At 70.6% G+C, this 15,414-nt stretch carries 14 protein-coding genes; 12 read left to right on the top strand and 2 right to left on the bottom strand.

Annotated features, from left to right (window positions below; translation table 11 throughout):
* The first annotated feature begins 2 nt into the window (after positions 1 to 2).
* From ACZ6TU_RS06795 to ACZ6TU_RS06740, 12 genes are all read left to right on the top strand, one after another.
* The gene (locus ACZ6TU_RS06795; RefSeq protein ID WP_469547160.1) at positions 3 to 2,048 is read left to right on the top strand and encodes a flavin monoamine oxidase family protein; all 2,046 of its coding nucleotides are present in this window, start codon (positions 3 to 5) and stop codon (positions 2,046 to 2,048) included.
* Complete coding sequence (locus tag ACZ6TU_RS06790) at positions 2,045 to 3,889, top strand: thiamine pyrophosphate-binding protein (protein WP_469547158.1); 1,845 nt, start codon at positions 2,045 to 2,047, stop codon at positions 3,887 to 3,889. The genes ACZ6TU_RS06795 and ACZ6TU_RS06790 overlap by 4 nt, the downstream gene beginning before the upstream one ends.
* A gap of 25 nt (positions 3,890 to 3,914) precedes the next feature.
* On the top strand, positions 3,915 to 4,424 hold the full coding sequence (locus ACZ6TU_RS06785; RefSeq protein ID WP_338781416.1) for an inclusion body family protein: 510 nt from the start codon (positions 3,915 to 3,917) through the stop codon (positions 4,422 to 4,424).
* Between the two features lie 341 nt (positions 4,425 to 4,765).
* Positions 4,766 to 5,134, top strand: coding sequence for a hypothetical protein (locus ACZ6TU_RS06780; protein ID WP_469547155.1), 369 nt, complete (start codon positions 4,766 to 4,768; stop codon positions 5,132 to 5,134).
* A 78-nt stretch (positions 5,135 to 5,212) separates the two neighbouring features.
* Positions 5,213 to 5,761, top strand: coding sequence for a GNAT family N-acetyltransferase (locus ACZ6TU_RS06775; protein WP_469547153.1), 549 nt, complete (start codon positions 5,213 to 5,215; stop codon positions 5,759 to 5,761).
* A 10-nt stretch (positions 5,762 to 5,771) separates the two neighbouring features.
* Complete coding sequence (locus ACZ6TU_RS06770) at positions 5,772 to 6,683, top strand: LysR family transcriptional regulator (protein WP_469547151.1); 912 nt, start codon at positions 5,772 to 5,774, stop codon at positions 6,681 to 6,683.
* Positions 6,684 to 6,848: 165 nt separating this feature from the next.
* Positions 6,849 to 8,018, top strand: coding sequence for a CaiB/BaiF CoA transferase family protein (locus tag ACZ6TU_RS06765; protein ID WP_467674471.1), 1,170 nt, complete (start codon positions 6,849 to 6,851; stop codon positions 8,016 to 8,018).
* 19 nt (positions 8,019 to 8,037) lie between these two features.
* Positions 8,038 to 8,811 (top strand): crotonase/enoyl-CoA hydratase family protein, encoded by a 774-nt coding sequence (locus ACZ6TU_RS06760; protein ID WP_467674473.1) that lies wholly within the window; start codon positions 8,038 to 8,040, stop codon positions 8,809 to 8,811.
* Positions 8,812 to 8,818: 7 nt separating this feature from the next.
* On the top strand, positions 8,819 to 9,565 hold the full coding sequence (locus ACZ6TU_RS06755; RefSeq protein ID WP_467674475.1) for an acetoacetate decarboxylase: 747 nt from the start codon (positions 8,819 to 8,821) through the stop codon (positions 9,563 to 9,565).
* Entirely contained in the window at positions 9,562 to 10,512 is a 951-nt protein-coding gene (locus ACZ6TU_RS06750) for a 3-hydroxyacyl-CoA dehydrogenase NAD-binding domain-containing protein (protein WP_469547148.1), read from the top strand. The genes ACZ6TU_RS06755 and ACZ6TU_RS06750 overlap by 4 nt, the downstream gene beginning before the upstream one ends.
* A gap of 1 nt (position 10,513) precedes the next feature.
* Entirely contained in the window at positions 10,514 to 11,716 is a 1,203-nt protein-coding gene (locus ACZ6TU_RS06745) for an acyl-CoA dehydrogenase family protein (RefSeq protein WP_467674479.1), read from the top strand.
* A gap of 145 nt (positions 11,717 to 11,861) precedes the next feature.
* A complete protein-coding gene (locus ACZ6TU_RS06740; RefSeq protein ID WP_469547146.1) occupies positions 11,862 to 12,284 on the top strand; it encodes a hypothetical protein in 423 nt (140 codons plus the stop codon).
* Positions 12,285 to 12,349: 65 nt separating this feature from the next.
* On the opposite strand, the gene ACZ6TU_RS06735 is transcribed toward ACZ6TU_RS06740, so the two are convergent.
* Both ACZ6TU_RS06735 and ACZ6TU_RS06730 read right to left on the bottom strand, forming a co-directional pair.
* Positions 12,350 to 14,239 (bottom strand): protein-arginine deiminase domain-containing protein, encoded by a 1,890-nt coding sequence (locus ACZ6TU_RS06735; RefSeq protein WP_469547144.1) that lies wholly within the window; start codon positions 14,237 to 14,239, stop codon positions 12,350 to 12,352.
* A gap of 169 nt (positions 14,240 to 14,408) precedes the next feature.
* Positions 14,409 to 15,374 (bottom strand): helix-turn-helix domain-containing protein, encoded by a 966-nt coding sequence (locus ACZ6TU_RS06730; RefSeq protein WP_469547142.1) that lies wholly within the window; start codon positions 15,372 to 15,374, stop codon positions 14,409 to 14,411.
* Positions 15,375 to 15,414: the final 40 nt, after the last annotated feature.

The raw sequence follows: 15,414 nt of genomic DNA, 5'->3' as shown, positions 1-15,414 counted from the left end.
CTATGACCGACTTACCTCGGGACGACTCGGCCACCCGTGCCCGCTGGCAGACCTGCCTCAGGCTCGCCCGCGAACTCCTCCTCGTCGGGCCGGACGGCACCGACCTCAAACTCGGCTATCTGCACACCCTGATAGACACGGGCCGCCTCGGCCCCACCCATCACCCGCGCAAGAAGATCCTCGTCATCGGCGCCGGCATCACCGGTCTCGTCGCCGGCCGGCTGCTCAAGGACGCCGGACACGACGTCACCGTCCTGGAAGCGAACGCCAGCCGGGTCGGCGGACGCATCAAGACCTTCCGCGCCACCAAACACCACCAGCCCTTCGACGACCCGGCCCAGTACGCCGAGGCCGGGGCCATGCGGCTGCCCGACTTCCACCCGCTCGTCCTCGCCCTGGTCGACAAACTCGGGCTCGGCCGCCGCCAGTTCTACAACGTGGACGTGGCCCCCGGCACAGGCAGCGGCCCCGACGTCCCCGTGCCCCCGGTGACGTACACCTCCTTCACCGGCCGCACCTGGACCTACGGCGACGACAGCCCCGACTTCCGCGAACCCGACAAGCGCGGCAACTCCTGGATCCGCGCCAACCGCACCCAGGTGCGGCGCGCCGACTACGCCGCCGGTCCCGAGCGGATCAACGAGGGCTTCCACCTCACCGACGACGAGGTCCGCGCCCCCGTCGTGAAGATGGTCGACGACGCGCTGGAGAGCGTGCGCGACTACTACTCCGACGTCGTCGACGGCAAGCGCGTCAACAAGCCCCTCGAGGAGTGGGTCGAGGGCTGGGCGCGGGTGATCCGCGACTTCGACGGCTACTCGATGGGCGGCTTCCTGCGCGACCACGCCGGACTCAGCGACGAGGCGATCGAGGCCGTCGGCACGCTGGAGAACATGTCCTCGCGGCTGCATCTCTCGTTCTTCCACAGCTTCCTGAGCCGCAGCGACATCAACCCCGGCGTCCGCTACTGGGAGGTACCCGGCGGCAGCTGGCGCCTGCCCCACGCGCTGCACCAGGGCCTGCGCGACGAGGTGCGGCTCGGCCACCGCATGATCCGCCTGGAGTTCCACGACCCCAGCCGCGACACCGACCCCGAGGGCACCGGCGCGGTCGGACCCGACGGGTGGGGCGTGGCCGTGCAGACCGTCGCCGAGAACGATCCACAGGCCCCGCCGCGCCTGTGGACGGCCGATCTGGCGATCGTCACGATCCCGTTCTCCGCGCTGCGCTTCGTGGAGATCGTCCCGTCGATGTCGTACAAGAAGCGCCGCGCGATCATCGAGACCCACTACGACCAGGCCACCAAGGTGCTGCTGGAGTTCAGCCACCGGTGGTGGGAGTTCACCGAGGACGACTGGCGCGAGGAGCTCGACCGCATCGCACCCGGCCTGTACGAGTACTACCGGCTGGGCGGCCAGGTGGACACCGGCACCGACACCGCCCTCTCGCTCTCGGAGTCGGGCACCGACCTGCTGGCGGCCGCCGTCAAGGACAGCAGCGTCACCGAGGAGATGCGGCAGCTCAACAGCACCCTGCCGCTGCGCGGCCCCGCGCTCCGCCCCGCCACCCACTGCTTCGGAGGAGGATCGGCCACCGACAACCCCAACCGGTTCATGTACTACCCGTCGCACCGGGTCGAGGGCAGCACCGGCGGCGTCGTGCTCGCCTCGTACTGCTGGTCCGACGACGCCGCCCGCTGGGACTCCATGCGCGGCGCGGAACGCTACGTCTACGCCCTGCGCAACCTCCAGGCCCTGCACGGCCGCCGCATCGAGGTGTTCTTCACCGGACGCGGCGCCACCAAGAGCTGGGCCCGCGACCCGTACGCCTTCGGCGAGGCCGCCATCTACACCGCGCACCAGATGACCAGCTTCCACCTGGACGTCTCCCGGCCCGAAGGCCCCGTGCACTTCGCCGGAGAGCACACCTCCCTCAAACACGCCTGGATCGAGGGCGCCCTGGAGAGCGCCGTGCGTGCGGCCCTCGCCGTCCACCAGGCCCCGCCGGTCACCACCCCGGGCGCGGACCGGGACGGGGGCCACTGGTGATCGCGATCGAACCCGGGTGCACGGTCGCCCGCTACCTCGCCCTGCGCCTGGCCGAGCTGGGCATCACCCACCTCTTCGGCGTTCCCGGCAACCACCTCGGCCCGTTCCTGACGACCCTGCGGGCCGAGGGCGACATCGAGTGGGTCGGCACTCCCACCGAGGGCGGGGCGGGCCAGGCCGCCGACGCCTACGCCCGTATCCACGGCATCGGAGCGGCCGCGGTCACCTACAGCGTCGGCGCGTTCAACCTGCTCAACGCATGCGGAGGCGCCTACGTCGAACAGGTCCCGCTCGTCGCCGTCAACGCCTCCCCGCCCTACGAGCAGTGGCAGAACTACCGGGCCGTCGGCCTGCTCACCTCGCACATGAGCCCCCGCCCGGAGAGCAACCTGGACGTCTACCGGCAGGTCACCGTGGACGCCCAGGTCATCTCCAACCCGGGTCTCGCCCCCGGCCAGATCGACGCCGCGCTCACCGCGTGCCTCTCCGAACGCCGGCCGGTCTACCTGGAGGTCATGGAGGACCTCTGGGACGAGCCCTGCCCCGAGCCGGAGGGGCCGATCGTTCCCCGGGAGCGGCCGTTCAGCGCGCGCAACCAGCCCATGCTGGACAAGGCCGTGCAGGCGGTCCTCACTCTGGTCGAGGAGCATCCCGGCACGGACGGCAGGCCCCGCCCGATCGTCTGGGCCGGCGAGGAGATCGACCGGTTCCGCCTCGGCGGGCAGCTCACCGACCTGGTGGAGGCGACGGGTGTGCCGTTCTGCACCACCGTCGGCGCCAAGGCCGTCGTCGACGAGGACCTGCCGCAGTTCCACGGCGTCTACAACGGCGGCGCCAGCCACCCGGACGTGCACGCCGTGTTCAAGGACTGGGCCACCTGCCGCATCGGGCTCGGCGCCTGGTCCACGTCGAAGAATCTCGGCGGGGAGCAGTGTGTCGGCGGCGACTGGGTGATGGCCGCGCACGGCGGCGTCAGCGTCGGCACCTCCTACTTCCCCGACGTCCAGCTCACACAGTTGCTGCCCGCCCTCCAGGACGCGCTGGTGAAGGCGTACGGCTCGGGAGGCCTGGCCGCCGACTACTACGCGGAGTCCTACGCCCACCACGGACCGCTCGGCGACCGCCCCGCGGCCCTCGGACACCACCGCGCCTCGCTCCGCGCCGCCGGTTCGGCAGCCCGGCACGGTGCCGGCCCACGCCTCACCTACGACACCGTGTTCGACCGGCTCAACCACTTCCTGAACCACGAGACGCGGGAGGACTGGACGGTCGTCTCCGACGCCGCGTTCTCCCTCATCGGCTCGATGAACCTGTCCCTGCCGGCGGGCGGGTTCCTGTCGCAGGTCAGCTGGCTGTCCATCGGCTGGTCGGTCGCCGCGGCCACCGGCGCCGCGTTCGCCCCCGAGCGCGGCGAGGCCCGTCCGATGGTGTTCGTCGGCGACGGCGCCTTCCAGGAGACCTGCCAGGAACTCTCCACGCACACCAGGCACGGGCTGCGGTCGGTGGTGTTCGTCATGGACAACGGCCACTTCTACGGCGTCGAGCAGATGCTGGTGCATCCGCGGTACTACGCGGACGAGGACGCCGCCGACCCGGACTTCTACAACGTCCTCCACCCCTGGCACTACGACCGCCTCGCGGACGTCTTCGCCGGCAAGCACACCCCGGCGCACGGCGTCACCGTCGCGCACACCGCGGAACTCGACGACCTCCTGGACCGCCTCACCGACCCGGCCGACCCGCTCAACGCCGGACCGCTCCTGGTCCGCGTCCGACTGCACCGCCACGACTACCCGCGGGCGATGGCATACAAGGTGCCGAAGCCCTCCCACACCAGGTGAGTCCCGTACCCGAAGGGGGAAAGACATGGCTGAACTCAACGTACTGATCTCGTTCGACGCGGCCACGATCGTCGAACAGAACCCCAACGCGTCACGCAACCCCGACGCGCCCACGCAGGTCGACCCGCGCCTGATCTACATGACCACCCGCCACGACCACATCGTCGGCACGTCGGGCGCCGAGCTGAACCTGCGCGCCGAACCCGGGGACAGCATCAAGTGGCGTGAGACGACCCTGTCGCTCGGCAGCGAGTACAAGGCACTGCTCTACCGGTACGTGAGCAGCGACAGCCAGCACCGGCTCATCAGGACGCCGGAGATCGAGGTGGTCAGCGGCATCTACCCGCTGCCCAAGGAGGGCACCGAGGGCAGGCCGGAGTTCGAGACCCAGCGGTACCAGGACCACTACTGGCGCACGACCGTCAAACAGCCCGGCAAGGTCGTCTACCACTTCTACTTCCAGATCCTGGACCGTCACCGCCAGTTGAAGGGCTACTTCCAGTGGGATCCCTTCATCACCATCGAGGACTCCTGACGCACGCGCGGGCGGCGGTCACACCGACCGCCGCCCGCGCGAGCGGACGGAACCCTGCGGCCCGGTCCGCACGCCCTGCTCCGCCCGCATTCGCGCGGCAGTGGGGCAGTGGGGCAGTCCCCGGGTTGTTGTGAGGGAGTGGTGGAGCCGGCCGATCACGTGCTCGACGGCATGCGAAGATCACGACGAGCGCGCGCGTTCGCGCGCCGCGTGGCACGGGGGTGCATTGCGTGAGCGGCCTGTCCTTGGTTCCGGCTGCTCGCTGTTCGGTCGTTGCGGAAGACGGGCGTGTACCTCCGGCCCGCTGACACACCGCCCGCAATGCGAGCACGGAGGAACATGTGAAGTCACTGAAGCGACGGGGTCTCACCGTAACCACGGTCCTCGCCACGGCGGCCTTCGTCGCCGGGACCTTCGGCGCCACCGCGGCGTCGGCCTCGACACAGAGCACCACGACGAAGGCCGCGGCCCGCGCCTGTGCCGGAGGGGACTACGTCAAGGCACACGAGAGCGTGAAGATCCGCAAGTCGAAGAAGCTCAACTCCACCGCCCTGGGCCTGCTGCCCAAGGGCAAGAAGGCCAAGCTCCTGAAGTGCTCGGTCGACCTGGCCGGCACCTACTCGCTCTGCGGCTGGGACGACGACAACCGCTGGCACCACATCTCGTACCGAGGCATCAAGGGCTACGTGCCGCTCGCCTGCGTGGTCTAGGGAGCGTCTTGCCGCCCTCGATGTGAGCGGCAGCGGTCCTGAGGGATCGTCGTCGGACGGTTGTGCGACGATCCCCGCGTGAATGATCTACGCGTCCGCCCGGTCACCGAGGCCGATCTGGCCACCCTCGTCCGCCTCCGCGACGACGCGGCCCGCTGGATGCTGGCCCGCGGCATCACCGGGCAATGGCGGCCGGGGGAACTGGACGAAGACCACTTCCGCCAGGTCATGGCACACGGCGAGGTCTGGCTCGCGGAGGCCGGCGGGCGCGTCGCCGGAGCCTGGGAGCTGTGGTGGGAGGACGAGGCCGCTTGGGGGCCGCAGCCGCCCGTGGCCGGGTACGTGCACCGGCTCATGGTGGACCGGAGCACCACCGCGCCCGGCACCGGGCGGCTGCTGCTGGATGCCGCGGAACGCCGGGTGGCCGAGGCCGGACGGACCCGGGTCCGCCTGGACTGCCTGGCGGGCAACGCACAGCTCAACGCCTACTACCGGCACGCCGGTTACCGCGTCGTGGGCCACAAGGAGGGCAAGCCGCAGCCGGGCGGGGCGCCCAAGTCCTTCACACTGCTGGAGAAGGAGCTCTCCGGCCCCGCAGCCCCCAGTACCGTCGGCCGCACCGGTTAGGGTGAACCGCGTGGAGCTCCTGCACCTGCGCTATTTCGTCGCCGTCGCCCAAGAACTGAATTTCTCCACCGCGGCCCGCAAACTGCACATGGCGGCGTCCCCGTTGAGCAGGCGGATCAAGGATCTCGAGAACGAACTCGGACACCGGCTGTTCGACCGCGACACCCATCATGTGCGGCTCACTCCGGCCGGCAGTGCGCTGCTGCCGATCGCCCACGGTGTCCTGGAGCAGGTCGACTCCATCCAGTGGCGGCTGGACGAGACGGCCCGGCCGCGGCGGACCACCCTGCTGCTCGGTGTTCCCAGCGGCATCCATCCGGACCTGCGGATACGGATGGACGCCCTCGCCGAGCGGGTCAGCGACCGGTTCGAGATCAAACGCTGGCCGGGCGGCACCGAGCGTCTGGTCGACGCGGTGTGCGACGGCAGACTGGCGCTCACCCTCGCCCGGCTGCCGGTCGGCGGCGACCCGGCCCTGGAGCAGCTGCCGGTGATGTCGGAGCGGCTCGGCGCGGTCGTGCCCAGGGACCGATTCTCGGGGCGGGAGTCGATCGCCCTGGCGGAGCTGTCCGGGCTCGCCTACGCGGGCTCGCCCACGGCCGTGACCAACGCGTATTTCCGCGGCCTCGACCAGCAGCTGGCCGAGCTCGGCATCAAGAAACGCATCGAGATCGGCAGCGCGACTTTCGACGGGGTTTCCGAGATAGTGTCCAGTGGCCTGGCATTCTCCATTTCCATGCTGGATCCGCGAAGCCCCGTGCAGAATCACCGTCTCGACAATGTGACCGTCCTTCCCTTCTCGGATTTCCATCCCCGGTTGGAGACCGGCCTGGTGTGGCGCAAGGACCGTGCGCACGGCGGTGACCTGGAGGAAGTCGTCACCGTCGCCCGCGAGGTCTTCGCCGAGCCACTCCGAGCCTGACCCGACCAGGCATTCAAAAAGCATTCATCAAGGCGGCATGACCACTGCGGTCATACCGCCTTTCGTCAATTGGTCACTCCATTCGTTTCCGTTCTCCATCCCCTCCTTGCTAACTTAGTTTCCAGATACACACACATGGCGAAGCGAGGAGTTGAAGGAAAAGCGATGACGGACATCACGGACACCGCCACCGGCCCCCTGGAAGGTATCCGCGTGATCGACCTGTCGACCGTGGTGATGGGCCCCTACGCGGCACAGATCCTCGGCGACCTGGGCGCCGACGTGATCAAGATCGAGTCGCCCGCCGACACCGTGCGCGTGGGCCACTACCGCACCACGCCGGGCATGACCCCGCTGAACCTCAACGTCAACCGCAACAAGCGCAGCGTGGCCCTCAACCTCAAGGAGGACACGGACCGGGAGCGGGCGCTGCGGCTGATCGACACCGCGGACGTGCTGATCACCAACATGCGGCCGGGCGCACTGCACCGCCTCGGCCTGTCCTACGACGACATCGCCGCCCGCAACCCGGGGCTCGTCTACGCGCACGCCCAGGGCTTCCGCAGCGACTCGGACCGGGCCGGCAACGCCGCCTACGACGAGACCGTGCAGGCCGCGTCCGGCCTGGTCGACATCGCCGACCGCGCGCTGGGCGAGCCCGTCTACCTGCCGACCATCATCGGCGACAAGGTCTCCTCCCTGACCATCGCCTACAGCGTGCTCGCCGCCCTGCTGCACCGGAACAGGACCGGGCAGGGCCAGCTCGTCGAGATCCCGATGACGGACACCCTCATCGCGTTCAACCTGGTCGAGCACCTGGCGGGACACACCCACGTGCCCGAGACCGGCTCCACCGGCTTCCCGCTGTCGATGCTCAAGGGCCACAAGGCGGTGCGCACCAAGGACGGCCTGGCCTGCGTCATCCCGTACAACCCGCAGAACTACCGGGACTTCTTCACCGCCGCCGGACGCCCGGACCTCGCCGAGGACCCGCGGGTGGGCGGGGACGCCGTCGACAGTGCCGACCACGAGGACCTGGCCGCGCTGATCGGCGAGTGCGCCCCGGCACTGACCACCGAGGAGTGGGCGGAGGTGTGCGCGAAGCACAGCATCCCGATGGCCCCGGTGCTGGAACTGGACAGCGCCCACGAGGACCCCTACGTCCGCGACGGCCACCTGCTCGACACCGTCGAGCACCCGACCGAGGGCACCGTCCGCACGATCGGCATCCCGCTGCGCTTCTCCGCGACGCCCGGCTCGATCCGCCGCCTGGCGCCGGTCGCCGGCCAGGACACCGAGGACGTCCTCGCCGAGCTCGACGCCGCCGCCCGCTGACCGTCACAGGAGGACAGCCATGAGCACCCCCACAACTCCCGTACGCACCGAACGGATCGGCTCCACCCTGCTGATCACCCTCGACCGCCCCGAGGCCCGCAACGCCGTGAACGCCGCGGTCGCCACCGGCCTGACCGCCGCACTGGACGAACTGGAGGCCGACCCCGAGCTGCGGGCCGGCGTCCTGACCGGCGAGGGCGGCACGTTCAGCGCCGGCATGGACCTCAAGGCCGCGCTGCGCGGAGAGTCGCCCGAGATCGAAGGCCGCGGCTTCGGCGGCCTGACCGAGGCCGAGCCGGCCAAGCCCCTGATCGCCGCCGTGGAGGGCTATGCCATGGGCGGCGGCTTCGAACTCGCCCTGGCCTGCGACCTGATCGTCGCGGCCGAGGACGCCCGGTTCGGGCTTCCCGAGGTCAAGCGCGGGCTGATCGCCGCGGGCGGTGGCGTGATCCGGCTGCCCAAGCGCATCCCGCACCACCTGGCCATGGAACTCCTGCTGACCGGCGAGCCCGTCGACGGCCGCCGTGCCGGCGAACTGGGCCTGGCCAACCGGGTCACCGCCACCGGCCAGGCCGTCGCCGAGGCGCTCCGGCTGGCCGAACGGCTCGCGGAGAACGCCCCGCTCGCGCTGGCGGCCGTCAAGCGCGTCGTCCGCGCCGCCGACGGTGCGCCCGACGCCGACGCCTTCGCCTTCCAGCGCGGAGAGATGAAGACCCTGATGGCCTCCGCGGACGTACGCGAGGGCATGACCGCCTTCGCCGAGCGCCGCCCCGCGCGGTGGACGGGGCGGTGAGGCCGGTATGAAGGCCGAGGACGTACGTCAGCACGTCACCACCCCGCTCACCAGCCCGGCGTTCGCGCCGACGGTCCCGCGGTTCACCGACCGGGAGTACCTCAACGTCGTCTACCGCACCGACCCCGACGCACTGCGGGCCGTCGTCCCCGAACCGCTGCGGATCGGTGAACCCCTGGTCCGGTTCGAGGTCATGAAGATGGGCGACGTCAGCGGATACGGCCCCTACACGGAGTCCGGCCAGGCGATCCCCGTCAGCTTCGAGGGCGAGCACGGCGAATACCTGCACGCGATGTACCTCGACAACTTCCCGGCGACCGCCTCCGGCCGTGAGGTCTCCGCCTACCCGAAGGCGCTCGGCTCCCCGTCGCTCACCGTCGACTCCGGCGCGCTCGTCGGCACCCTGGATCACGGCAGCCTGCGGGTCGCCACCGCGACCATGGGCTACAAGCACCACGAGCTGGACCGGCAGGAGGCCCGGGCGCAGATCACCGTGCCGACCTTCATGCTCAAGACCATTCCCGGCTACGACGGTTCGCCGCGGGTGCAGGAACTCGTCCGCACGCGCATCACCGACGTCACCGTCAAGGAGGCGTGGACCGGCCCCGCCCGGCTCCAGCTGTTCCAGCACGTGCTCGCCCCGCTGGCCGACCTGCCGGTGCTCCAGATCGTCTCCGCCAGCCACATCCTCACCGACCTGACGCTGTCCGGCGCCGAGCCGGTCCACGACTACCTGAAGGGAGCCGCGTCATGACCCGCACCTTCCGTACGGCCGCGGTGATCGGCGCCGGGACCATCGGACTGTCCTGGACGGCACTGTTCGCCGCGCACGGCCTCACGGTCCGGGTGAGCGACCCGCGACCGGACCTCGCCGAGGCCGTGGACGAGGCCCTGGCGCAGTCCGCCCCGCACCTGGCCGCCCGTGGCCTGGACGTGACGGGCCTCGCCGACCGGGTGCACATCGCGGCCGACGCCACCGAGGCGGTCCGGGACGCGGACGTCGTACAGGAGAACGGCCCCGAGCGTGTCGAGTTCAAGCAGGACCTGTTCGCCACCCTGGCCAGGGAAGCACCCGGCCACGCGCTGCTGCTCAGCTCCTCGTCGGCCATCCCGTCGACCGCGTTCACCAAGGAGCTGGCGGACGACGACGCCGCCCGCGTCCTGATCGGCCACCCCTTCAACCCGCCGCACCTGGTCCCGCTCGTCGAGGTCGTGCCCGGCGAGCGCACGGGCGAGGACGCCGTGCGGGCCGCGGTGGACTTCTACACCTCGGTCGGCCGCACCCCGGTCGTCGAGCGCAAGGAGATCCCCGGCTTCGTCGGGAACCGGCTCCAGAACGCGCTCAGCCGCGAGGCCGTGTACCTCGTCGAACAGGGCGTGGTGACGCCCGAGGAACTCGACACGGTGATGACCAACTCGCTGGGGCTGCGCTGGGCCACGGTCGGGCCGTTCCTCGGCTCGCACCTGGGCGGCGGCCCCGGCGGCTACCGGCACATGGCCGAGCACATCGGCGCCTCGATGAAGCGGATGTGGGCGGGCCTCGGCACCCCGTCGCAGAACCACGACCAACAGGAACGGCTCATCGCAGCCGTGGAAAAGGCCTACGGCTCCTCCACGTACTCGGAACTCACCGGGACGCGCGACCGCAGGCAACTCGCTGTCCTGTCCGCCCTGGACAGCGCCGACAAGGAGGAGAACTGAGATGACCACCACCAAGGAAGCGCTCGAAGACCAGCTCACCGCGGACTTCTACGCCTACGAGACGCTGCTGCCGGACGAGGAGCGCAAGATCCTCCTCAAGGCCCGCGCCCTCCTGCGCGACGAGATCAAGCCGCTGGTCAACGCCAACTGGGCCAAGGGCGAGTTCCCCCGGGAGCTCATCGGCATCTTCCGCGACAGCGGCCTCGCCGGCCTGCCCTACGAGGGCTACGGCGAGCACCGCCCCGCCGTCTCCAACCTGCTCAGCGGCATGCTGGCGATGGAACTGAGCCGCACCGACGCCTCGGTGGCGACGTTCTTCGGCGTCCACAACGGCCTCGCGATGTACTCCGTCCACTCCGGCGGCGACCAGGAACAGCGCGACCGCTGGCTGCCCGGGATGGCGGCGATGGACAAGATCGGCGCGTTCGCCATGACCGAGCCGCTCGGCGGCTCCGACGTCGCGGGCGGCATGCGCACCACCGCCCGGCGCGAGGGCGACACCTGGGTCCTGAACGGCGCCAAGAAGTGGATCGGCAACGCGACCTTCGCCGACTACGTCGTGGTGTGGGCGCGGGACGTCGACGACAACCACGTCAAGGGCTTCGTCGTCGAGAAGGGCACACCCGGCTTCGAACCGGCGAAGATCGAGGGCAAGATCGCCTTCCGTATCGTCGAGAACGCCGAGATCACCCTGACCGACGTCCGGGTACCGGAGGCGAACCGCCTGCAGAACATCAACTCCTTCCGCGACGTCGCCGAGATCCTGCGCGCCACGCGCGGCGGGGTGGCCTGGCAGGCGCTGGGCGTCATGGCCGGCGCCTACGAACTGGCCCTCGACTACGCCCGGGAACGCCGTCAGTTCGGCCGTCCGATCGGCGGTTTCCAGCTCGTGCAGGACCTGCTGGTCAAGAGCCTGGGCAACATCACCGCCTCGTGGGGCATGCTGGTGCAGCTCGCCCGCTTGCAGGACGCCGGTGTCTTCCGCGACGAACACTCCTCCCTGGCCAAGGCGTTCGTCACCGCGCGGATGCGGGAGGTCGTGGCCTGGAGCCGGGAGATCTTCGGCGGCAACGGAATCCTGCTGGAGCACGACATCGCCCGCTTCTTCGCCGACGCCGAGGCGATCTACTCCTTCGAGGGCACCCGCGAGATGAACACCCTGATCGTCGGCAAGGCGGTCACGGGCCGGAGCGCGTTCGTGTGATGCCGGTCCGGACGAAGCAACCCCAGGTCTTGGACCTGGGGTTTCGTCATGCTTGGCGGCGTCGCCCGACTGTCCGGTTCGAGTGTTTCACTGAACAGCTGTGAGTGGGACCCTGACGAGCACCCTCGGGGAAGGAAGCACCGGCATGATCGAGTGGAGACCGCTGGGCACGGGAGCCAGGCCCGTTCCGAGGCCCGTGGCGACACCGCTGGTGTGGGCCGGGGCGTTCGGCGGCGCGCTGGTGCTGGTGGCAGTCCTCAACACCCTGGTGGGGACGGGCCGTCCGGGACTGGCCCTGCTCGCGCTGTCCGTGCTGGCCGCGGTGCTCGGCCTGTGCGCACGCTTCACGGCGGCCCCCGGAACGGCCGTCCTGTGCTGGCTGTTCCTCAACGGCTTCGCCATCCCGCCCGCGGGTACCCTCACCTGGGCCGGCCCCCGCGACACGACATGGCTGGCCTGCCTGCTCACCGCCACGCTCGTCGGCACGGCCCTGGCCCGCGTCGCCCACGCCCGCGCGGCCTACCGCCGACTGGCACCCGGGCGGGGCGACGGACCGTACCGCTCCTGACCGTCCGGTTCCGCCGCCCCGGGCCGACGGGCCCGAACCGCCCGCCGCCTACCCGCCGTTACAGCTCACCCCACCGGCCGCTGCCACCACGCGGCCGTCGCGTCGCGCAGGGTGTTGGTGCCGCAGTGCACCTCGCCCATGCCGAGGTGGTACGTGTACCAGTCGTCGATGTACGACACCTTCAGGCCGACCCGCTGGTAAGCGGCGTTGACGGCCTGCGTGAAGATGTCCTTGCCGCCGATGACGGGCCCCCACTGGCGCGGGGCGAGGTAGCGGTCGCGTCCCAGGAGCACGCCGTTGACCGCTCCGGGAACGTACGCGCTGGTCATCACCGTCGCCGCAGCTCCCGCACGCGAGCCGGCAGGGTTCTCGGCGAGCCACTTCTGCTGGCCGCGGTCCCCGAGGCTGTCCACGAGGCCGGACCCGGCGCCCATGCGCGTCAGACGCGGTACGGGAATCTCGTCGCCGGCGGCGGTCATCACCTCCGACTCGCGGGTGTACAGCGCGGGCACCCGCACGATCTCCCCGTCGGTGACACCCGTCTCCCGCTTCAGGATCTCCAGGTTGGCCGCGATGCGCCGGGCGGCCATCTCGTTGTCGGCCACCAGATGCTTGGAGGCGAGCGCCTGGTCGATGGTCTCCTTGGGCGCCGGACTGTCACTCCGGCCCGGGACGGAGAACATCTTCGTCTTGCCGTGACCGTCGCGCTTGGCGTCGCGCAGCAGTTGCAGCCCCGCCTCCGGGTCGGCGACACCGAGGCGCCAGCCGCGCGGGGTGTCGGCGGGCAGGAACTGCACGAACTCGTCGACGTGCCCCACGCCCAGCCAGGAGGTGTCCAGCAGCAGCGGATCCTGCAGCCCCTGCGACTTGAGCATCGTCCGCATCACCTTGGAGGGCCGCGCCCCGCTGTCCTTGCGCTCACCCATGATGATCCGCCCGGCCGGGAAGGAGCGCCCGCCGTGCGCGTAGGGCGGGATGGTCTCCAGGTTCCCCATGGAGTTGAGCGACCAGTCGTCGGGCTCGGCCCGGTCGGTCACCTGCACCACACCGACGTCCCGGCCGCGCACCTTCTCGAACAGCTCCCGGCCCGCGTCCCGGTCCAGCTGGGCGGAACGCAGCATCACGCGCATCACGTGTCGCTGACCGCCCGGCCCGGTCATGCTGACGTAGGCCGGTTCGACGAAGTCCTGGGCCCAGGGGTCCCCGTACTTCTCGAAGGTGATCAGCGGCTTGGTGACACCGGCCTTCTTGACCTCGTCGCCCAGTTCCTTGACGAACTTCCGCTGCAACTTCCCGTATTCGCCCGCCCCGCGGATCTTGGTCACCATCAGCTGCTGCGCGTTCTGGAGGTGGTGCTGGGTCAGCAGCGGAGCGACGCGGAGGGTCACCGAGTCGGAGGTGGACTCGCCCGCGGACGTCACCGTCAGCCGGACCACCGCACGGCCGTCCCACTTCGCGCTGTCCCGGACGACATCGGTGCCCTCGACACCGAGCTCCGCACCGGAACGCAACTCGGCGGCGGAGAGCCGGGTCTTGGACGTCACCGGGATCCACTTGCCGGAACGCTTGAGGAAGAGGCGAACGTGCTTGCCTCCCGTGGTGACCTTCAGACTGCCCTTGGCATCCTTGCTCAGACCCGGCATGGGGACGGAACGGACCCGGGCGAGGTCGGCGGCGTCCGCACTGCCGTTGACCTTCGCGTCGGAGCCGTCGTTGCACGCGGCCAGCTTGGCGTTCGACAGCGGTTTGCCGCCCGGCCCGGTCACCGGGCACCGCTTGCCGTCGTCGTCGATGTTGGGCAGGTAGACGGCTCCGCGCCCGACGGACCAGCTGTTCTCACCGGCCTTGTCGGTGCCGCCCGTGACATCGACCCGTCCGTCGCGGTTCACATCCGCCCGCAGATCGGCGACGCCGCCCGTCTCGGCGGCGGAGGCGGAGCCGGCCGGCCCCGCCATCACGGATCCCGCGGCGGCGAGAGCCAGGACGACCGACCCGACCGGGTACAGGCGCGAAGGTCTACATGTACGTATCCGCGTACGTGAACGCACAGCACGTTCCTCTCGGTTGGGGGGTTCGCTGTGCAAGAGGAGGAACAGCGGCTGTGCGTTCACTGTGTGACCGGAGTTACTCCACTGCCGGCCGGGTGGGTCCGGGCGTCGAGCGGAAGGTCCGGCGGTAGGTGTCCGGAGGCACACCGACCGTGCGGTTGAAGTGGCGGCGCAGCGTCGCGGCGGTGCCCATGCCGGTGGCCGCCGCGATGGCGTCGACCACGTCGTCCGTGGTCTCCAGCAACTCCTGCGCACGGCGTATCCGTTGGGTCAGCAGCCACTGCAGCGGAGTGGTGCCGGTCACCGCCCTGAAGAGGCGGCCCAGATGGCGCGAGCTCATTCCCGCCCGGCGCGCCAGATCCTCCACGGTGAGCGGCTGGTCGAGACGCTCGCTCGCCCACGGCAACAGCGCGGCGAGCGGGTGGTCGTCCCGGGTGGGCACCGGGGCGGCGACGAACTGGGCCTGGCCACCGGCCCGGTGCGGCGGCACGACCAGGCGGCGGGCCACGGCGTTGGCGACGGACGAGCCGTGGTCGAGACGGACCAGGTGCAGGCACAGGTCCATCGCGGCGGCCTTGCCGGCCGAGGTCAGCACGCTGCCGTTGTCCACGTAGAGCACGTCCGGATCGACCGCCACCCGCGGGTGGCGGGCGGCCAGCGCCTCGGTGTGCGCCCAGTGCGTGGTCGCGCGTTTGCCGTCCAGCAGGCCGGCGGCGGCCAGCACGAACGCGCCGGTGCACAGGGAGGCCACACGCGCACCCGCCTCGTGGGCCGCACGCACGGCGCCGACGAGCTCGGCGGGCGGGTCCACGTCGGTGTCCGCCCAGCCGGGGACGATCACGGTGTCCGCATCCCGGAGCCGGTCGAGCCCCCGGTCGGGCTCCAGCCGGAACCGCCCGACCCGCACGGCGTCCACCCCGCAGACCCGGACGTCGTACCAGGGGACGCCCACGCCCACCGGAGCCGAGCCGAACACCTCATAAGCCAGGGACAGTTCGAAGTGCAGCATCCCGTCCGTGACGGCGAGCGCGACAGTACTCATGTCCGGAACTGTACGGGGTACGTCGTTCCGGACACTCACG

Source organism: Streptomyces sp. NPDC052064 (assembly GCF_055585925.1).
Note: the sequence above shows the minus strand (reverse complement) of the source record. Positions and strands in the feature narration are given on the sequence as shown.